At 30.6% G+C, this 21,942-nt stretch carries 16 protein-coding genes; 13 read left to right on the top strand and 3 right to left on the bottom strand.

All coding sequences use genetic code 11. The features are described from left to right. Positions 1-114: 114 nt before the first annotated feature. The 3 genes from VJY32_RS11155 to uxuA form a co-directional block, all read right to left on the bottom strand. Complete coding sequence (locus VJY32_RS11155) at positions 115-1,149, bottom strand: LacI family DNA-binding transcriptional regulator (RefSeq protein WP_353677995.1); 1,035 nt, start codon at positions 1,147-1,149, stop codon at positions 115-117. Between the two features lie 306 nt (positions 1,150-1,455). Continuing rightward, entirely contained in the window at positions 1,456-2,745 is a 1,290-nt protein-coding gene (locus tag VJY32_RS11160) for an alpha-L-fucosidase (protein WP_353677996.1), read from the bottom strand. Between the two features lie 93 nt (positions 2,746-2,838). Further along, the gene (gene uxuA / locus VJY32_RS11165) at positions 2,839-4,032 is read right to left on the bottom strand and encodes a mannonate dehydratase (RefSeq protein ID WP_353677997.1); all 1,194 of its coding nucleotides are present in this window, start codon (positions 4,030-4,032) and stop codon (positions 2,839-2,841) included. A gap of 307 nt (positions 4,033-4,339) precedes the next feature. Between uxuA and uppS the strand changes: the two genes are divergently transcribed. The 13 genes from uppS (at position 4,340) to rnr (ending at position 21,925) form a co-directional block, all read left to right on the top strand. Further along, a complete protein-coding gene (uppS, locus tag VJY32_RS11170; protein WP_353677998.1) occupies positions 4,340-5,128 on the top strand; it encodes an undecaprenyl pyrophosphate synthase in 789 nt (262 codons plus the stop codon). A 1-nt stretch (position 5,129) separates the two neighbouring features. Continuing rightward, positions 5,130-7,622, top strand: coding sequence for an outer membrane protein assembly factor BamA (gene bamA / locus VJY32_RS11175; RefSeq protein WP_353677999.1), 2,493 nt, complete (start codon positions 5,130-5,132; stop codon positions 7,620-7,622). Between the two features lie 25 nt (positions 7,623-7,647). Next, positions 7,648-8,190, top strand: a complete 543-nt coding sequence (locus VJY32_RS11180) for an OmpH/Skp family outer membrane protein (protein WP_353678000.1) — start codon at positions 7,648-7,650, stop codon at positions 8,188-8,190. Positions 8,191-8,205: 15 nt separating this feature from the next. After that, the gene (locus VJY32_RS11185; RefSeq protein WP_353678001.1) at positions 8,206-8,706 is read left to right on the top strand and encodes an OmpH/Skp family outer membrane protein; all 501 of its coding nucleotides are present in this window, start codon (positions 8,206-8,208) and stop codon (positions 8,704-8,706) included. A gap of 6 nt (positions 8,707-8,712) precedes the next feature. Continuing rightward, positions 8,713-9,774 carry a UDP-3-O-(3-hydroxymyristoyl)glucosamine N-acyltransferase gene (gene lpxD, locus VJY32_RS11190; RefSeq protein WP_353678002.1) on the top strand — a complete coding sequence of 354 codons (1,062 nt, stop codon included), beginning with the start codon at positions 8,713-8,715 and terminating at the stop codon, positions 9,772-9,774. After that, positions 9,774-11,186 carry a bifunctional UDP-3-O-[3-hydroxymyristoyl] N-acetylglucosamine deacetylase/3-hydroxyacyl-ACP dehydratase gene (locus VJY32_RS11195; protein ID WP_353678003.1) on the top strand — a complete coding sequence of 471 codons (1,413 nt, stop codon included), beginning with the start codon at positions 9,774-9,776 and terminating at the stop codon, positions 11,184-11,186. The genes lpxD and VJY32_RS11195 overlap by 1 nt, the downstream gene beginning before the upstream one ends. Positions 11,187-11,197: 11 nt before the next feature. Then, a complete protein-coding gene (lpxA, locus tag VJY32_RS11200) occupies positions 11,198-11,974 on the top strand; it encodes an acyl-ACP--UDP-N-acetylglucosamine O-acyltransferase (RefSeq protein ID WP_353678004.1) in 777 nt (258 codons plus the stop codon). Continuing rightward, positions 11,971-12,726 carry a lipoate--protein ligase family protein gene (locus VJY32_RS11205; protein ID WP_353678005.1) on the top strand — a complete coding sequence of 252 codons (756 nt, stop codon included), beginning with the start codon at positions 11,971-11,973 and terminating at the stop codon, positions 12,724-12,726. The genes lpxA and VJY32_RS11205 overlap by 4 nt, the downstream gene beginning before the upstream one ends. Before the next feature lie 74 nt (positions 12,727-12,800). Continuing rightward, positions 12,801-13,862 (top strand): ligand-binding sensor domain-containing protein, encoded by a 1,062-nt coding sequence (locus VJY32_RS11210; RefSeq protein WP_353678006.1) that lies wholly within the window; start codon positions 12,801-12,803, stop codon positions 13,860-13,862. A gap of 8 nt (positions 13,863-13,870) precedes the next feature. Beyond that, the gene (rfaE1, locus tag VJY32_RS11215; RefSeq protein WP_353678007.1) at positions 13,871-14,869 is read left to right on the top strand and encodes a D-glycero-beta-D-manno-heptose-7-phosphate kinase; all 999 of its coding nucleotides are present in this window, start codon (positions 13,871-13,873) and stop codon (positions 14,867-14,869) included. Beyond that, the gene (rfaE2, locus tag VJY32_RS11220; RefSeq protein ID WP_353678008.1) at positions 14,866-15,345 is read left to right on the top strand and encodes a D-glycero-beta-D-manno-heptose 1-phosphate adenylyltransferase; all 480 of its coding nucleotides are present in this window, start codon (positions 14,866-14,868) and stop codon (positions 15,343-15,345) included. The genes rfaE1 and rfaE2 overlap by 4 nt, the downstream gene beginning before the upstream one ends. Continuing rightward, positions 15,342-19,829: a hypothetical protein gene (locus VJY32_RS11225; RefSeq protein WP_353678009.1), complete on the top strand. Its 4,488-nt coding sequence runs from the start codon at positions 15,342-15,344 to the stop codon at positions 19,827-19,829. Before rfaE2 ends, VJY32_RS11225 begins: the two co-directional genes overlap by 4 nt. Further along, entirely contained in the window at positions 19,829-21,925 is a 2,097-nt protein-coding gene (rnr, locus tag VJY32_RS11230; RefSeq protein ID WP_353678010.1) for a ribonuclease R, read from the top strand. The genes VJY32_RS11225 and rnr overlap by 1 nt, the downstream gene beginning before the upstream one ends. Positions 21,926-21,942 lie beyond the last annotated feature (17 nt).

A 21,942-nucleotide genomic window follows, 5' to 3' on the forward strand; every position in this document is an offset into this window, starting at 1 on the left:
ATGTCAACAAGAATTAAGAAAAGTAATCTCGGCGGGAATAATTTTTAAAACTATTTACGGAATAAACATTTATTGAGACATGATTTCATGATTATAAGTTTTGTGCTAAAAGAATCAATCCTTTTTTAGAACTTTTGTAGATTCTCTAATAATTAATTCTGTTTCTAAAACAACCTTTTCAACTGGTAACAATGTTGAAGATTCAATATTGCGTATTAAAATTTCAGCTGCTTTTTTCCCAATTTCTCTTTGTGGAGCTCTAATTGTTGTTAATGGTACAGGATAAATTTTTGCATAAAAGATATCATCGTTGCCAATTATTGATATATCATCAGGCACACGAATATTTAAGTCTTTAAGAGCAAGCATAACAGAAAGGGCTTGTAAATCATTAAAACAAACTATTGCAGTTGGATAATCTTCTTTTTTACGTTTCTTGAAATATTCAATTGTTTTTTTGTAACTCTCATCATAATCACTTCCTACAGGAACAATCATATCGGGATGAAAGACCAGAGTGCTTTCACTAAATGCATGACGAAATCCTTCAATTCTTTCCTGAGTATGTGATGAATGTGGTGGTCCTGCAAAATGAACAATTTTTGTATGTCCATTATCCATTAAATATTTTACAGCTTTTTTAATTGCTTTCAAATTATCTATTGCAACTACATTTGCTTGTATTCCTTTCACATCTTCCAGAAGTACAAAGGGAAAGTTCAACATTCTTAAATTAAATAGATGTTCTATTTCTGCTGTGCCTTCTACAATTGGGGCTATGATTGCACCTTTTATATCTTTAGTAGAAAATAAATGAGAAAACTTTTTCTCGCTTTCATGATTATTTTCTGAACTGGTAATGATAACAGAATAACCTTTACTATTTGCATACTCTTTGACTCCAGATGCAATCGCTGTATAAAATGGATAATTAATATCTTTGATTATAATACCAATGCTCTTATCCTGATTACCATTTTTAAGATTTCTTGCTATACCCTTCGGTCTAAAATTCAATTCTTTCATTACCTTTAAAATATGCTCTCTTGTTTCAGGTTTTACTGTGTTTTTACCATTAATTACTGCCGAAACAGTTCCTTTCGACACACCTGCTTTTTTAGCTACATCAACTATTGTAATTTTTTTCATTCCCATTTCCTGAACAAAATTGAAAAATTAAAACGGTTTAATATAATTTCATTTTGCAAAAATATTTTATTATTTATGGAAAATCAAACGTTTGAGTAAATTACTTTTTAATTTTTTTGTAAACAATTTGGGAATCGTACTTTTATATGAAAAATTAAAACAAAATAATTTTTTGAAATTTCTTTTTATTAATAATCAAAATTTGTATTAGAGAGTTGATGCTATTTTAAGTTGAGGTAAAATTCTATCGGCTGGCATATGTATTTAATTGTTTTGAATTACACAAATGAATCAATTATAATTTTATTAATAATTGATTATTAATATTGTATCAATTGCATCAATTTTTTCTTTGGGAATTTTTATTGCAATTCCAAATGAGTCTTGTTTAAAACTAACTTTTGTTCCATCAAATAATGAAATGCTTTTAATTTTTTTCCCAAAGTCTGGAATCAATAAATTTTGTTTTTCGTAATTAAGTATATGAACAAAAACTTTGCTATCCTTTTGAGTTGTTACACCCCATGATTTTGGAGAGATAGGTCCACCACGTGTCCCATAAATTGACTCTCCAAATTGATTCAACCATTTCCCAATTTCTTCAAGTCTTGATACAAATTCAGGTTGAATTTTTCCATTTGGCATAGGACCTACATTAAGTAAAAAGTTTGCATTGTTACCTGCTGCTTTTACAAGATATTGTATTAATTCCTTTACAGATTTGTAATTTTTATCAAGCAAATTAAATCCCCACGAGTTGTTCATTGTTTCACAAGTTTCGAGAGGAAGATTGCCGACTTTTGACTGGCCACTAAATCCAGAAGTATTTTGACCTGGCAAATCTTTTTCGAACATCTGAAAATCTTCTCCTTCTATTGGAGGCAAATGGTGATTATTACCAATCAAACAACCTGGTTGAAGTTCATGAATGAGTTTATAGATTTCATCCAATTTCCATTCAGCATCTTTTTTATCCCATAATCCATCAAACCATACACCAGTAACTTTTCCATAATTTGTTAAAAGTTCTTTTAATTGTTCTTTCATAAAACTGATATAATTATTCCAGTTACCGCTATCTGGTCTGTTTGAATATTGTCCTGTTGAACCTCGCGGGAAATAATCGTTGTGGTACCAGTCAACAAGTGAATAATAAAAGAATAATTTAATTCCCTGTTTCTCACATTCATCAGCCAACATTTTAATAATATCTTTTTTATATGGAGTACGGTCTACAATATTCCAGTCAGATTGTTTTGTATGAAACATCGAAAATCCATCGTGATGTCTGGTTGTAATTGTTATGTATTTCATTCCAGCATTTTTAGCTATCGATACCCATTCACTTGGATTAAATTCAATTGGATTAAAAAAATTTGCTACTTGTTCATAAGTTTTTTTATCAATCCTTTTATTCTGCATCACCCATTCGCCATCACTTAGCACACTATAAATTCCCCAGTGAATAAACATCCCAAACTTAGCATCTTGGAACCAGTTTCGATTTTTTAAATTTTCTTCTGAGGGGACATATTTGTATTGAGCCAAAATCAAACTAAAAGGCATTAATAATAAAAGTAATATAAATTTTTTCATGGCTATTATTTTTTATGCAAATTAATGAATTAAACATGCAATAATTAATTATTATTTTCAAAATACATTCAGAAAAAAAAGTTATAATCACAATTAAAATAATTTTTCTGAATAGATTATCCCGAGCTCTAATCCTCTTAATTCTGCTAATGCTCTCATTCTTCCAAAAAGTGAATAACCAGGATATATTCCTTTTTTATTTTGGTCTGGAATCATAAGCCTACCATGGTCTGGACGCATGGGCATTCTAACATCTTTTCTTCCTGCATCAATTCTTTTTCTTTGTTCATAAAGAAGTATTTTCATTATTTCATAAAGATTAATATCTCCATTCAAATGGTCTGCTTCCATAAAATCACCATTAGAATTTCTTGTAACATTTCTTAAATGAAGAAAATTAATTCTATCTGCAAAACTTCTTGTTATATCAATAACATCATTATGAAAACCTGCTCCAAGAGAACCTGTGCATAATGTTAATCCATTATTATGTGAATTAAAAGCATTCAATATTTTTTCAATATTACTTTTAGAACTTACTATTCTTGGCAAACCAAGTAAAGAACGTGGGGGATCATCAGGATGAATAACCATAAATACATTTGATTCTTCAGCAACAGGAATTATTTCTTTAATAAAATCAATAAGATTATTTCTTAAGTCTTCATCACTTATATCGGCATATTCATCCAAAGCTTTTTGAAATTCCTCGAGTGAATAAGCTTCCCACGAACCAGGCAATCCAAATAATATTGTATTAATTAATTTTTCTTTTTGTTTGTCATTCAAACTCTGGAAATAAATTTCTGCTTGTTTTATTTGTTCATCAGTATAATCTTTTTCGGCTCCATTTCTTTTTAGAATAAATAAATCAAAAGCTGCAAAAGCTTTTGTCTCAAATTTTGTTGTTATTGAACCATCTTTATAGACTGCTTCTAAATCTGTACGTGACCAATCAAGCACAGGCATAAAATTATAACATACTGTATCAATACCACATTTACCTAAATTTCTAATAGTTTCTTTATAATTATTAATATATAATTTGTAGTTGCCTTTTCTTTTTTTTATATCTTCATGAACAGGAACACTTTCTACAACTGACCACGTAAAACCTTCAGACTCAATAACAGTTTTTCTTTTTAAAATTTCTTCTACTGTCCACACTTCTCCAACTGGTATATGATGAAGTGCAGTAACAATTCCTGTTGCACCCGCTTGTTTAATTTCTCTTAATGATATTGGGTCGTTTGGACCAAACCATCTCCATGTTTTTTCAAATGCCATTTAATCCTCTAATTATTTTTTGCAAAAATTCAATTAGCTCTATTTAATAACAGAAATAAGAAAGAACTAATTCACTTTATTTCAAATACAATAAATAAAAAGTGAGTTTATAATTTTAACAAAAATCTTTACTGTATCACAAAATTAAAAATATTTACTATGGATCCATATTGTAATAAACATTCATAACTCTTCCAATTTTTTGATAAAAAAATTTTATTAATGCAAGTTTCTTTTACATTCCTTGACATTTACAGCATGGGAGAGTATTTTTTCGAGCCTAAATTAGGGGGTAAAAAGAATTAAATTGAAAGTTAGATTGACAGATAAAGAAAGAAGAGCTATAGAAGAAGTTAAAGCTAAAGGAAATATTCCTAAGCATATAGCAATTATAATGGACGGTAATGGCAGATGGGCTAAAAAAAGAAATTTACCCCGAGTTGCCGGTCACCAGCGTGGTGTTGAGACTGTTCGTATAATTGTTGAAACCTGTATAGGTCTTGGTGTAAATGTTCTTACACTTTATACTTTTTCTACAGAAAACTGGAAACGTCCTAAAGAAGAAGTTTCTACTTTAATGAAATTAATTGTTAAAAGTCTGAAAAAAGAAACAGACGAACTAAACAAAAACAATATTCGATTAACAACAATTGGAGATAAAAATTCTCTGCCTGAAATAGTTCAAAAGGAGCTTGATAATGCAATTGCCAAAACTGCAGGTAACTCAAAGATGATATTAAATCTTGCATTAAGCTATGGTGGCAGATGGGAACTTGTAGAAGCAGTTAAGAATATAAGCGCACAGGTTCTTACTGGAAAAATTTCTATCGATGCAATTAATGAAGAATTAATTTCAAAAAATCTTACTACTGCAGATTTGCCTAATCCTGATTTGTTAATCAGAAGTGGTGGTGAATTTAGAATTAGCAATTTTCTTTTATGGCAAATTGCTTATTCAGAAATTTATGTAACAGATATTTTATGGCCCGATTTTCGTTGCAAACAATTACTTGACGCTATTAAAGATTATCAAAAAAGAGAAAGAAGATTTGGTTTAGTAAGTGAACAATTATCGAAGAACATCAAGAAGAATTAAAATGCCAGAACTTAATTTCAAAAAATTCTCAATTTATTTTATAATTCTTTTCTTTTTAACATCAATTACTTATCCACAATATCAGAAAACAACGTATAAAATTCTCGGCATTAGTGTTACAGGCAATAAAACAGCAGATGCAAACACAATAATTGCAAACACAGGCTTAAAAGTTGGCGACGAAATTTCAATCCCGAGCGACCAAACAAATAATGCAATTCAGCGACTCTGGAATTTAGGAATATTTCAGGATGTCCAAATTATTATCGAGAAAAAAATTGAAGATGGAATTTTTCTTCAAATAAAAATAAAAGAATATCCCCGACTTGAACAATTTGTAATCCAAGGTAATGATGAAGTCAGTACCGATAATATCAATAAAAAAATCACTATTGTCCGTGGCCAAACTCTTAAACCTCAGGAAGTAGCAAGGATAATTCAAAAGATAAAAGAACTTTACATCGAAGAAGGTTTTCTTAATGCAAAGATTACTCCAAAGTATTTTATCTTTTTTAAAGCTGATACATCCAAAGATGAAATTACAGTAACCTGGAGAAATGAAAAAAATTTCTCAGAAGAATATCAAACTAAATACGAATTAAAAAAAGCCGTATCGTTCAACTCAATTGATAGAATTAAAGAAAGAGTTCTTGTAATTCTTAATATAGAAGAAGGCAACGAAGTAAAAATTAGAAGTATAGTTTTTAATGGTAATTCTGCTTTTGACGATGATGACTTAAAAAGTGAATTCGATGACACAAAAGAAAAGAAATGGTGGAAATTCTGGTCTTCAGCAAACTTCAAAAGAGACAAATTCGAAAAAGATAAAGAGCTTTTAACAAAATTCTATCAGAAAAATGGTTACAGAGATTTTGTAATCTTAAAAGATACACTGATATTTTCTGAAGATAAAAAGTATGTAGATTTAATTATTGATGTTTATGAAGGAAATCAATACAAAGTTAGAAATATTATCTGGGAAGGAAATACAGTTTATCCTGATGAAGTTCTAACTGACCGTCTTGGTTTTAAGAAAGGTGATGTTTACAATTATGAAAGGTTTAATCAAAATCTGCACTATAACGAAAAGCAATCTGATGTTTCATCACTTTATCAGGATAATGGTTATTTAGGATTTTCAATTGATGCTAAAGAACAAAAAGTTGCCGAAGATTCAATTGATATAATAATTAGAATTAATGAAGGCAATCGCTTTAAGATTGGAAAAGTTGATATTCAGGGCAACACAAAAACAAAAGATAAAGTTATAAGAAGAGAACTCTATACAATTCCAGGTTATTACTTCAGCAGAGGATTAATTTTAAGAAGTCTCCAGCAGCTTGCAAATTTGCAATACTTCAATTCAGAAAGTCTTTATAAAAGTGGAATCGACTATCGACCTGTTAACGACAGCACAGTAAACTTAATTTACAAAGTAGAAGAAAAGTCAAGTGATTATTTAAATGCATCTGTTGGTTATAGTGGTGCATTTGGCTTCAGCGGTGCGATTGGTTTTACTTTAACTAATTTTTCAATTACAGAACCTTTCCAAATGGGAGGTGGACAAATTCTTAACTTCAACTGGCAGTTTGGTGTAGGAAATTATTATAGAACATTTTCTCTTGGATTTACAGAACCATGGTTGATGGACACTCCAACTTCAGTTGGTTTTGATTTGTTTGATACACGACAAAGATATGTTTATGATATGCGTCAATCTGGTATATCATTTAGACTTGGAAGAAGATTAACATGGCCAGATGACTTTTTCTATGTTCAAGGCTCATTCAGATTTCAATATAATGATATTATTGATGGTGGTGGATTTTATATTGAAGGTTTAACAAGACAATACACGATTGGAACAGCAATTACAAGAACAGATATCGATAATCCTATATTCCCATCAAGAGGTTCTAAATTTGCTCTGAATGCTGAATTATCTGGGGGTCCACTTCTTCCAGGAAATGTCGATTATTATAAAATTGATTTATCAACAGAATGGTATAAACCTTTATTCAATTCTAACAGATTTGTTCTTTATGCTAATACAAATCTTGGATATATTCACAATCTTGGCGATTTCAAAAAAATAAATCCATTTGATTTTTATTACATGGGGGGCAATGGAATGATTATAGCAACAGTTCCATTGCGCGGATATGAGGATAGAAGTTTGGGAATAGTTGATGCAGGTGGAAATGTGATTGGTAGTCGGGTAATGGTTAAATATACTTTCGAATTCAGAACAGCTTTAGCATTAGAACCAATTCCTATCTACTTACTTGCATTTGCAGAAGCTGGTAATGTATTTTTCGACATAAAACAAACAAATTTCTTTGACTTAAAACGTTCAGTAGGTGTAGGCGCAAGAGTTTTAATAAATCCTATTGGATTACTCGGATTTGATTATGGCTATGGTTTCGACAGAAGAAGTGTTGATGGGAAAGACCCACAATGGTTGTTCCATTTTCAGTTTGGAAAAGGTTTTTAATTATTAATTAAAATAAGAGGTCATCGTGAAAAAAGTAATATTATTCATTTTTGCAGCTACAACATTATTTGCACAAACTCAACAATCAGCTCAAACACAAACTTTACAATTAAAAGTTGGATATGTTGATTCAGAAATTATATTAGCACAATTTCCAGAAGCAATTAAAGCAAAGAGCGACCTTGAAGCACTAGTATCTCAATGGAGAAAGCAGGCAGATAGTATGGCAACAGAACTGCAGAATGCTTATGCCGATTATCAAAAACAAGCTCAAACAATGACTCAAGAAAAACAGCGTGAAGCCCAGCAAAAAATTATTGAGAAAGAACAAAGACTTCAACAATTCAGAGAACAAAAATTCAGTCAACCTAATGGAGAATATTTTATTAAGCAGGACCAATTAATGGCTCCAGTTAAACAAAAAATTTTCAAAGCAATTGAAAATGTTGCAAAGGAAGAAGGAATGCACTATGTACTCGACAAAGCAGGTGAAGTTGTTGTTCTTTATGCGGACCCTTCTTTCGACATAACATTTAAGGTTCTTGACCGTCTGAAAAGAGGAAAATAAAAACGGACTTATAAAATGAAAAAATTCTTATTAATTGGTTTTCTTTTTGCATCAGTTGCATATGCACAATTAAAAATTGGTTATGTTGATAGTGATGCTATAATGAAACAGCTTCCAGAATATCAGGATGCTCAAAAAAAATTAGATGCTATAATTAAAGAATGGCAGGAAGAATTAAGCAAAATGGAAAAAGATTGGAAAACAAAATATGATGACTATGAAAGAAGAAAATTAATCCTGAGCGAACAAAGAAGAGTTGAAATTGAAAAAGAACTTGTTCAAATGGAAGACCAAATTTCAAAATTCAGACAGGAAAAATTTGGTGTTAGAGGCGAACTGTTTCAAAAACAGGAAGAACTAAACAAGCCAATCCTGAATAGAATTTTTAATGCAATTCAAGAAGTAGCTAAAGAAAACAATTATGATTTTATATTTGATAGAAGTGGTGATATTATGTTTCTCTATGCTAAAGAAGAATACGATGTCACCAATCTTGTTCTTGAAAAATTAAAGTGAGTATTTATGAAAATAAAATTGAAAGATGCCGCCGACTTTGTCGGCGGTACTGTTATCGGAAATCCCGATGTTGAAATATCAGGTATCGCAAAAATCGAAGAAGCAAAACAAGGCGATTTAACATTTCTCTATCTTCCTGCTTATGAAAAATATCTCGAAACCACAAAAGCTTCCGCCGTAATCATAAGTCCAGAATTCAAAAAAACAAGAAGTGATTTAAGTTATATTGAAGTTCAAAATCCAAATGTTGCTTTTCAAAAAATCATAACAACTTTTTTAAAACCAAAGTTAAATTTATCTGGAATTGATTCTACTGCATCTATTCATCCGACAGCAAAACTTGGCAAAAATGTGGCAATCGGGAAAAATGTTGTAGTCTCTGAAAACTGTGAAATTGGAGATAACACATTTATTTTTCATAATACTGTTTTAATGGAAAATGTTAAAATAGGTTCGAATACATTAATTTATCCTAATGTAACAATTCGAGAAAATTGTGTGGTTGGTAACAATGTAATTATTCACTCAAATACATGCATTGGTTCTGATGGATTTGGATATGTTTTAAATGATAAAGGTGAATATGAAAAAGTACCTCAAATTGGAAATGTTGTTATTGAAGATGATGTAGAAATTGGTTCAAATGTTTCTGTCGACCGAGCAGCACTTGGTTCAACATTAATTAAAAAAGGTGTAAAGATTGATAATCTTGTTCAAGTAGCACACAATGTTGTAATTGGTGAACATACAGCTATTGCTGCTCAATCAGGAATATCAGGAAGCACAAAAATTGGAAAGCATTGTATGATAGCAGGCCAATCGGGATTTGTTGGTCATATAGAAATTGCCGATGGAACAATAATAGGTGCACAATCAGGTGTTTCAAAATCAATAAAAAAATCGGGTAAATACAGAGGAACTCCCGCCGAAGAAATGTCTACTCAATTAAGATTAGAAGCTCACATAAGAAATTTGCCGCAATATTCAGAAAGAATTAAAAAATTAGAAGAAAAAATTGCATTTTTGGAAAGTAAAATTTTTGAACTAACAGGAAAGAAGGATAACTAATGTTAGAACTACAAAGAACCATTGCAAAACCAGTCACATTATCTGGCACTGGTTTACATACAGGCACATCTTGCACAATTACATTTAAACCTGCCCCCGAAAATTACGGGATAAAATTTATAAGAGTGGATTTGGGCGGAAGCCCAGAAATTCCTGCTAATGTTGATTATGTTGTTGATTTATCAAGAGGAACTACACTTGGCATTGGAGAGGCAAAAGTTCACACGGTCGAACATGTCTTAGCAGCAATTGTAGGTCTTCAAATTGACAACATAATAATTGAAATAGATGGTATTGAACCTCCTGTTGGCGATGGAAGTGCAATGCCTTTTGTTGAAAAACTTCTTGAAGCTGGATTTGTTACACAAAACAGTCCAAAAGATTATCTTGTTATTGACCAGACTGTTATGTATCACGATGAAGATAAGAAAATTGACATTGTAGCTTTACCTTTGAATGATTACAGAATAACAATAATGGTTGATTATCAAAATCCTGCTTTAGGAAGTCAGCATACAGGTTTATTTAATCTCGAAAAAGAATTTATAACTGAATTTGCTCCTGCAAGAACATTCTGCTTTTTAAGTGAAGTAGAACAACTTGCAGACCAAGGCTTAATTAAAGGTGGTAATATCAACAACGCTGTAGTAATTGTAGACCACGAAATTGATGATGAAAGATTAAAAAGATTGAAAGAAAAATTAAATCTTCCTGAAGATATTTCAATTACACACGAAGGATTTTTAAGCAACAATCAACTGCGTTTTAAAAATGAACCTGTTCGACATAAATTACTTGATATGATGGGAGATTTGGCTTTAATTGGAGTTCCTATCAAAGCTCAAATTTTAGCAGCAAGACCTGGTCACAAAGCAAATGTAGAATTCGCAAAGAAAATTAGAACACTTTATCAGCAGAAAAAACTTGTTAAAAAATATCAGCTTGTTAAAAAGGAAGGTGTTGTTTTTGATGCCAATGCAATTCAAAGAATTTTGCCCCATCGCTATCCTTTCTTACTTGTCGATAAAATTATTGACCTTGAACTCGATAAAAGAGTTGTTGGTGTAAAGTGTGTAACAATTAATGAACCATTTTTCCCTGGACATTTTCCAGGTCAACCAATTATGCCCGGAGTTTTAATTGTTGAGGCAATGGCTCAGGTAAGTGGTATTTTAGTGCTCAATTCATTTATTGACCCGGCTAATCATCTTGTTTACTTTATGAGCATTAATAATGCAAAATTCAGAAAACCTGTTGTTCCAGGTGACCAGCTAATTCTTGAAGCAGAAATTATTTCTAAGAAAACAAAATATTTTTCCATAAAGGGTTCTGCATATGTTGACGGCAACCTTGTTGCCGAAGCAGAATTTATGGGTGCAATAGTTGATAAAGAAAATAAACCTCAAAATTAATTTTTACTGTTATGAACAATATTCATCCAACCGCAATTGTAAGTCCTAAAGCTAAATTAGGTGACAACATTGAAATTGGTCCATATGCAGTCATTCAAGATGATGTTGAAATCGGGGATGACTGCAAAGTTGGTCCTCATGTTGGAATTTATAATGGTGCAAGAATTGGAAACCGTGTAAAAATATTTCAAGGTGCTTCGATTTCTAATTTACCGCAGGATTTAAAATATGCCAATGAGCAAACTTACTTGTTTATAGGTGACGATACTGTTATTCGTGAATTTGCAACTCTCCATAAAGGCACTGCTGCTACAGGAAAAACTGTTATCGGGAAAAATTGTTTATTGATGGCATATACACATGTTGCTCATGATTGTAAAATTGGGGACAAAGTAATTATCTCAAATGCAACTCAAATTGCAGGACATGTTACAATTGAAGATGTAGTAATAATTGGCGGTCAGGGTGCAGTTCATCAATTCTGTAAAATTGGTCAGCATGCAATGGTTGGTGGCGGCGGTATGGTTGGAACTGACATTCCTCCCTACTCTCTCGTAAGCGGCTATCCAGCAAGATTTATGGGATTAAATATTGTTGGTCTGCGAAGAAGAAATTTTTCTTCTGAAGATATCAATACACTAAAAGAAACTTATAGAATTTTTTACAACTCCGGTTTGAATCATACTGAAGCATTAAAAATTATCAAAGAAAAATTTTCTGAGCATCCACTTGTTAAAAATGTAATTGAATTTATTGAATCCTCCGAACGTGGCGTTGTAAGAAGATGAGATGGTTTTTCATTGATACCGGTGAATCGACAGGCAAATTTAATATGGATTTTGATTTTCAACTTGCACAAACCTGTCCTGACGATAATGCATATTTCAGACTTTACAGATGGAAACCATTTTGTATTTCACTTGGTGCGCATCAAAAATTTGAAGACATTAATCTTGAAAAAGCATTTAGCGACGGACTCGATGTTGTAAAAAGACCAACAGGGGGGAGAGCTATTCTTCATGCTGAAGAAATTACTTATTCAGTTATTCTCCCCTTTTCTAAAATTCGAAGTGCCAAAGAAGTGTATCAAAAAATATCCTTAGCATTAATTGAAGGATTAAAATTATATCATCCAGTATTTTCTAAACTTGAATTGGAAAATCTTCAACCTGATTTCTCAAAATTGTTAAAAGAGCCATCTGGCATTTTATGTTTTGGAACTGCAGCAAAAAATGAAGTTAAATTTAATGGAAGAAAATTAATTGGAAGTGCTCAACGAAAATTAAATAATGCCATTCTTCAGCATGGTTCTATTCTTTGCGGGAAATATCACAGAAACCTTGTTGATTATATAAATATTGATGAAAATACAAAATCATTAATCAAAAATGATATATATCAAAAAACTATTGAGATTGAAACAATACTTGGTAAACATGTTGATTATAAAAAACTTTCAGAATGTTTAATCGATGGATTTAAAAAAGTATGGAATATTGAAATCGAAAAAAGTGAAATCAATTTCTCCGTTCTTAAATAATTGCATCTTTATATTTCCATCAAAAGAATCTTAATATTATTTTTCCAGTTGAAAATTATCGAAAACTAATTGCTATGAAAAATACTCTAATTGCACTTTTATTTTTAAGTTCATTGATTTTTTCACAATCAAATGATGATTTTGAATTTTACTTAAAAGGTTCTGCCGTTACTGATATATGCAGTGATGGAAAAGATATCTGGATAGCTACAAATGGCAATGGAATTTTCAAGTATTTGCCTTCTCAAAATACATGGCAACAATTTTCAAGTTCGAAAGGAAATTTGCAGCATGATTATTTCTACTGCATAACAGCAAATGAAAATTTTGTTTGGGCTGGTTCAATTGATGGTTTATTTATTTATGATAAAAAAAGGAATAACTGGACAAAAAGAAAATTTGCACTCGGTGGTCAACTTGCTAACTGGATTCGTTCTATTGCTTATGATAAATTTGAAAATGTTGTATGGATTGGAAGATTCCAATACCTTACAAAGTATGACTTAAAAAGTGGCCGTTTCATTGATTACAACTTAACTGTTGGAAACAACGAAAAAACAAATACAATAAAAACAATTCAAGTTGATGGCGACAGCATAGTTTGGTTTGGAACAGAAGCAGGTTTGCATAAGTATGATAAATCAAAAGATTTGAATAATGCAACCGCGATTACTTTTTATGATAACAGATATAACTATTTTAATGGTGAAGGTGAACAGGTTTCAATTTCTTCAGTCTTGCTTGAAAGAAATTTTGTCTGGATTGGACTGGATGAATTTATCACAGCAGAACGTCCTCAATTTAATGTTGGAGGATTATTCAGATACAACAGGAAAAATGAATGGATTCGTTTTGACAACTTTAGAGGTTTGACTGGCAATGGAGTTTATGACCTTGAAAGAACCGGAAATTATATATGGGTTTCTCTTTATCAATTTGGCAAAGAAACAAAAGAAACTTATGGCAGAGGAATTGTTTTGATAAACAGAATTAATCAAAAAGTTATTCCAATAAATGACGAACGAATTCCAAAAACTGTTAATAAAATTTTTTTTGATGGAACATTCCTCTGGCTCGGAACAGAAAATGGTTTAATTAAAATAAATTTCTTCAATCAACTTGCACAATGGAGATAAAAAAAATTATGCTTAACACTACCATCAAAAAACTGAATAACCTTAAGAAAAAATTTTACAACAAAAAAATTGCAGTAATCGGTGATATGATGCTCGATTGTTATTACTGGGGCGAAGTAAGCAGAATTTCACCTGAAGCTCCTGTACCGGTTGTTGCAATTGATAATGAGTTCTCAAGATTTGGTGGAGCTATGAATGTTGCTCACAATATTTTGACACTTGGAGGGATTCCTTTACCTATTGGTGTTATTGGAAATGATTACAATGGAAAAATTTTACGCACATTAATGGCAGAATTAAAAATTAATGATTCATTTATAATTGTTGATAAAGATCGCCCAACAACAACTAAAATTAGAGTGATAGCTCACAATCAGCATGTTGTAAGAATTGATAAAGAAGATATAACTCCAATCAACTCCAAAATCGAAAATAAAATTATTGATGTATTAAAAAAGAATATCAAAAATATTGATGCAATCATTCTTGAAGATTACAACAAGGGTGTTCTTACTTCCAGATTAATCGAAGAAATAATTAATATTGCCAATGAATCCAAAAAAATTATTACAGTTGACCCAAAATTCAATAACTTTTTTTCTTATAAAAGTGTAACTGTTTTTAAGCCAAATAGAAAAGAAACAGAAGATGTGCTTGGCATTAAAATCAAAACATCGGAAGATATAACTAATGCAGGCAAAACTTTGATGGAAAAATTAAAAGCTAAATATGTTCTTTTAACACTTGGCGAAGAAGGAGTAGCTCTTTTTGAAAATGGTAAAACAGAAAGAAAAATTCCGACAAAAGCAAGAAAAGTAGCAGATGTCTCCGGTGCAGGTGATACTGTAATTTCAACTTTGACTATTGCTCTTACCGCAGGCGCTGATATTTATGATGCAGCTTATCTTGCTAATTTTGCAGGTGGTCTTGTCTGCGAAGAAGTTGGTATTGTGCCAATTTCAATTGACAAATTGTTCAACGAAGTAATTGACGAGATAAAAGAATGAACAGAATAAAAGAACTCGACGAACTTATTGAAATTAGAAATGAACTTAAAAAGCAGAATAAAATTGTTGTTTTCACAAATGGCTGTTTTGATATACTTCATGCAGGACATGTCGACTATCTCAATAAAGCAAAGTCTCTTGGAGATATCTTAATTGTTGCTGTTAATTCAGATACATCAATGAGAAAAATAAAAGGCAACAGGCGACCAATTGTTCCTCAAAATGAAAGAGCTTTTATAATTTCTAACTTAAAAGCTGTTGATTATGTAACAATTTTCGAAGAAGAAACTCCTTACGAAGTTATTAAAAAATTAATACCGGATGTTCTCGTAAAAGGTGCTGACTGGTCTAAAGATAAAATTGTTGGAAGTGATATTGTTGAAGCTGCAGGCGGAAAAGTAGAAACAATTGAGTTCGTTAATTTTCAATCAACAACAAATATAATTAATACAATACTCGAGAAATTCAAAGAATGATTCAACCATTAAAAAAAACAAAAACTAAACGCTCTTTATCCAGAAAAATTATCAATACTTTCATTGGCATATTTCTCGGGATAATATTTTTATTTATTCTTTTTATTGGTTTTTCACAGACAAGAACTTTTCGCGAGCTTTTCAGGAACAAAGTAATTGAACTGGTTAACAATGAAATTAATGGAAAGCTAAATATTGAAAAAATTGATGGAACAATTCTTACTTCCCTTTTTTTAAGAAACACTTCCGTTAAGATTAACGATGATACACTTCTTTATGCAAATAAAATCGAGATAAAAATTAGTCCGCTTCAACTTATATTAAAAAAAATCTATGTAAGAAAAATTTCTCTTGAAAATGCTGAAATAAATTTGCTTCAGCACGAGGATAGTACATGGAATTATCAAAAGCTGCTTAAACCCAAATTAGAAGATACAACAAAATCTACATTTCCTTTTTACATACAGATTAATGATTTTCAATTAAAAAACATAAACATTGTAAAACAAACTTTCGACAACATTAAGTCCAATAAATTCTACAACAACATTAATTATGATGACATTCAAATCAAAAATCTAAATTTATCTGCTCAGGCATTTATCGACATTAATAATTCAGATTATTTATTCTTACTGAAAGAATTCTCTTTCAAACCAAATCTTAATCGATTTACACTAAAAAATATTTCAGGAAATTTTGCAGTCACAAAAAATTTTGCTGCAGTTACAAATTTTGCTTTAGAAACAGACAGCAGCGACATCAGATTAAATGCAAGACTTGACAGCTTGAATCTATTCGGTAATGTTGAGTTGAATGATTTTAAAAACTGTCCTGTAACAATTGAACTCAATATAAATTCATTCAACTTTGCTGATTTATCATCATTTATAAAAAGTACTGAAATTTTAAGAGGCAACTCTTCGCTCAAATTATATGCAAAAGGAAAGTTTGGAGATTTCAATATTCAAAAACTTATTCTCGATTACAGAAAATCTCATATCGAAATTAATGGAAGAATGCTCAATCTAAATAAACCGGAGAAATTATTTATTGATGCAAAAATTGTTGACACAGATATTAATTATAAAGATGTGATTGCTCTTCTCCCCGATTTGAAATTGCCCGAATTTGCAAAACTTTCGGTATCTTCTGTAAACATTGAATTCAAAGGAGAACCTACAAATTTCAAAACAAAATTTGCAGGAAATATTGAAGACGGAAATTTAGCATTTGATTGTTCACTCAATCTAAAAAAGAGCCCAATTATTTATGACATAAAATTCAAAACAAACAACATAAATTTAGAACCATTACTTGGCTTTAGGACAATTCTTAATTCATCTGGTTTCTTAACTGGAAAAGGAACAAAACCTGCTGAACTATTAAGTGACTTCAAATTCAATGCAGAAAATTCCTTTATTAATGATGTGCAAATTGATAAACTTGTTGCAACTGCAAAAGCTCAAAACAAAAACATTAATCTGGATATTGAAGGAAATTCTAAATTAACTGAAGCAATATTTTTGGGAAATATTGATTTCGTAAATGATACAATCCCAATTTATAGCATTGTTGGGAGTTTGAAAAATCTTGATTTATCTGATTTTACAAAAAAAGAAAGCGACAAAAGCAATCTAAATTTTTACTTTAGTGCAGAAGGTCAACATATTGACCCGGATAAAATTACAGGCACATTCTCATTTGGGATTGATTCATCAAAATTTAGAGAGACTGATATAAAATATTCAAGCATTGATGTAATACTTAAAAAGCAAGATACATACAGAACTATCAACATGATTTCGGATTTTGTTGATTTTAACATCGAGGGAGATTTTTCTTTAAGCCGGGCAATTGAACTGCTTTCATATGAATCCAAAGCACTTTCTAAAATTATTTCTGATAAACTAAATCAGTTAAATCCACTCGCTGTAATTTCAAAAGAAAGCAGGATTGACACTGTTCAAATAAATTTACCTGAAATTGCAAAACAAGATTTATCTTTCAATTTCAATTTTAAGCTGAAAGATTTTAGTTTAATTGCATCGCTTCTCGGTAATAAAAGACTGGATATTGTGGGAACAGGAAAAGGAAATATTAACAATCAATCATCAAATTTTTCAATCAACACATCACTCAATTTAGATTATTTTGTTCTAATGCAGAAAGATGAAACAATTTATATTTCTGATTTGGAAACCGATATTAATTTTACGCGCAATAATAATTACTTTTCATTCGATAAATTATTTGGGACAGTATCTCTAACAGGAAAAAGATTTTATTCAGGCGGCAACATTGAAAATATTGAAGCAGATGTAGTCTTCAATCAAAGTAAATTATTTTTTAATACAACAGCAGAAATCGAAAACTTAATAAAAGCGAATGCAGAAGGAATTGTTCTTATAACACCTGTTGAACAACAAATTTTATTGAACGATTTATCAATTGATTTTCAGAATATAAATTGGAAAAACAGGGATACAATAAAAGTTCTCTTCAATCCGAATTATTTTAAAATTAAAAACCTCGCTTTAATTCACGATACTTCTTCTATTATTGCAAGTGGAATTATTGAATCAACCGGCAAACAAAATTTGCAATTAAACTTCAACAATATCTCCGGCAAAATTTTGAGTAATTATTTATTAGGTTCAATTAATCCATTTCTTAAAGCAGATTGTGATATAAACATTTCTGTTAATGGCGAGTTCAAAGACCCAAGAATATTAACAAGTGTTAATGTTAATGATATTTCATATTCAAAAAGAAAATTAGGAAATCTTACTGGTACGATTAATTATGAAAACAAAAAAATATGGACCAATATTAAATATCTGGATTCAACTTATAATTATAACAATCCGCTTTTTACAATAACTGGAAGCATTCCCGTAAACTTAAGTTTTGAATCTGTTAAAGATAGAATTATAAAAGATGAAGAGATTGCAATAAAAATAAAATCAGAAAACTTTAATATAAGTTCTCTTGAAAATCTTATTCCAAACATTATTGAGCAGCGAGGTAATTTAATTACTGAAATTGATGTAACTGGCAGACTTAACAAACCTGAATTTTCAGGTTATATGAATCTAATCAAAGGGCATTTTAAATCTCTTAACAATAATCTAAATTATGAATGCGGAATTAAACTAAAATTTGAAAAAAATAAAATTTCTGTGGATAGTTTACTGCTTGCTAACGCTGGAGGAACTCGTTATGGTGGTAAAATTTCAGGTTATGGAAATATTCTTTATGATGGTTTATCAATCAAAGATGTATCAATAAATGTGAATGGCAATATTGCACTTTTGAGTGAGTTATCAAGGCAGACAAGTCCATATCTCTATGGTGACCTTGTTGTGGAAACAAATCCTGATTGCCAGCTTACATGGAAAGATAGCAAATTATTTTTTAAAGGTAATGTTTTACTTAAACAAACAAATTTAATTTACACAGTCAGCAGTGACAATTATCAGAATTCAGGAAGTAATTTTAAAATAACTTATGTTGTTGATTCATCAAAAATTGATAAAGAATTATTAAGATTTAGTGAAATACTCGAAGCAGAAAAAAATCTTAAAAAGCAAAATGAGAATTTGAAAGAAAAAGAATTTAAGTTTGATTATGATATTGGAATTAAAGTAGATAACATTGCGCAAATGACCTTCATCTTATCTCAAGCTGCAAATCAAAAATTATTTGTTGAGATGACCGGTGAATTAAAATATGAATTCATAGATGGAGTAACACGAGCACAGGGTTCATTTCAATTAATGCAGGGTTCAAAATTAGAATTCTTCAAATCATTTGATGCAGAAGGCGTAATAAGATTTGAAAGTAATATTACAGACCCATATCTTGATATTATTGCAACTTATACAAATGATTATATTAATCCGAGGGAGCTTAACGCAGCTCCTCAAGAAGTTGCTGTAAAAATTAAAATCAAAGGACTACTTTCTGAAATAGGAAAAAACCTTGCAAATAATCCTGAAAGCATTGGAGTTTATGTTGGAACAAGAAATATTCAAAATAACATTAAAGATACCCGTTATGATTATTCAGATGCCTTTTCTTTCATACTTCTTGGAAAATTTAAAGATGATTTAACTGCACAGGATAGAGCAGAAACCGCAGGTTTAATTACAGATGTTCAGAATTCTGCTACATCATTTCTTGGTTCAATGCTTACAAGCTTTGTGAATTCTGCTGTTGGCGATTTAGTTAATAACATTCAAATTAGCAGAATTGGAGAACATACAAAATTCAGTTTCTCGGGAAGAATTCAAAATCTTCGTTACAGCATTGGAGGTACAACAGAAGTTTTTCAAAATATAAACAAGGCAAATATTAAAATTGAGTATCCATTTAATCCTAATTTTTTAATTCGAGTTGAAAGAAAAGACCCAATTGTACAAAAATACAGTTTTGACGAAAAAATAAATGAATTAGCACTTAAATACAGGTTTGTATTCTGATGAAGAAAAAAATAAAATCATTTTTTAAAAACAATCCATCTCTCAAAATAAAATCAAAAGAGCTTGCCGAGAGACTCAGTATATTCGACAGTTATGAATATGCCGAATTAAAATATTATTTACATAAACTTACAGAAGAAGGATTTCTCGAAAAATCCGGCAAGCGTTATCAACTTAATCGTTATGGCAGCGAAAAATTAATAGGCACTCTGCAAATAATTTCAGATGGCGATTATGGCTTTGTAATTCTGAATAATCAAAATATCAAAGATGTTTTTATTGCAGGAAAAAATCTTAATACAGCTTTTGATGGTGATATTGTTGAAGTAAAATTACTTGAGCGTCAAAGAGGCAAAAATATCGAAGGAACAATTGTCGACATTGTTGAACGAAACAGAAAAGAAATTGTAGGTACACTTCAGAAAAGTAATTCATTCTATTTTGTAATTCCTGATGATAAAAAAATTCATCGTGATATTTATATTTCTTCAAAAAATCTTGGCAGCGCAAAAGCTGGAGATAAAGTAGTAGTTGGAAATATTAAATGGATTTCACCTAATCTTAACCCTGAAGGAAAAATAATTGAAGTTCTTGGAAAAGCAGGTTCATTCGATGTTGAAATTGCTTCTATAGCTCGAGAATTTGAACTTCCCTATAAATTCCCAAATTCTGTATTAAAAGAAGCTGAAAAAATCACAGAAGAAATTCCCGAAGCCGAATTCAAAAAAAGAATTGATTTAAGAGATAAAATTATTTTTACAATTGACCCTGAAGATGCAAAAGATTTTGATGATGCTGTCTCTGTAGAAATACTTAAAAATGGAAATTTTCTGCTTGGTGTTCATATTGCGGATGTAAGTCACTATGTCAGAGAAAATTCTGCAACTTACAAAGAAGCTCTTAAGAGAGGCACAAGTGTTTATCTAGTTGGAAAAGTTATTCCAATGCTTCCCGAAAAATTATCAAATCAAATTTGTTCACTTGTACCAGGTAAAGACAGATTAACCTTTTCAGTTTTAGCAGAAGTTACTCCTACTGGAAAAATTGTCAATTATGAAATTCACAAATCTATTATTAACAGCAAAAGAAGATTTACTTATGAAGAAGTTCAAAAAATAATTGACGAGGGGCAAGGAGATTTTTATGAACAAATTGCATTACTTAATAAAATTGCAAAAGTGTTAAGAGAAAAAAGAATTAAGAAAGGCAGTATAAACTTTTTTACGCCTGAAGTTGTCTTTAAACTGGACAAAAATGGGAAACCTGTAGAAATAAACATCAAAAAGGTTGGAGAAAGTAACAATTTAATTGAAGAACTTATGCTTATGGCAAATCAAATAATTGCTACACATGTTCAGCCGAAAAAAGGAGAAGAGGTTTATCCTTTTGTATATCGTGTTCATGACCAACCGGATAAAGAAAAAATAATTGAGTTTGCAAGATTTGTTCGCTCTCTTGGTTATTCATTTGACCCGAACAGTTCTAATAAATCAAAAGAATTTCAAAAACTTCTTGATAGTGTTAAAGGAACTGAAGAAGAAGCTGTTGTAAATGAAATTGCAATTCGTTCTATGGCAAAAGCAATTTACTCAACAAAAAATATTGGTCATTATGGACTTGGATTTAAGTATTACACACACTTTACATCGCCTATCAGAAGATTTCCTGACTTAATAGTTCACAATTTGATTTATAATTACTTGCAAAATAAGCTGGAGAAAAAATATAACATTGAAGATTTAGAAAAAATTTGCGAACATGCTTCTGAAAGAGAAAGAACTGCTATTAATGCAGAAAGATTATCTGTAAAACTGAAACAAATTGAATATCTCAAAAGTAAAGTGGGACAGGAATTTCATGGTGTTGTATCTGGAATAACAAATTTTGGAATTTTTGTTGAACTAAGCCAGAATCTTGCAGAAGGTTTAATTCGTTACCGAGATATGGATGATGATTATTACCTATTTGATGAAAAAAATTATTCAATAACTGGCAAAAGCACAGGAAGAAGAATTCGTCTGGGTGATAAAGTAAATGTAAAATTAATTCGTGTAGATGAAGAAAAAAGAGAAATCGATTTTAAGCTGATTAATTAATTAATCTGTTTGTCATC

The organism is Rosettibacter primus (genome assembly GCF_036860675.1).
Classification (GTDB): Bacteria; Bacteroidota; Ignavibacteria; order Ignavibacteriales; family Melioribacteraceae; genus Rosettibacter; species Rosettibacter primus.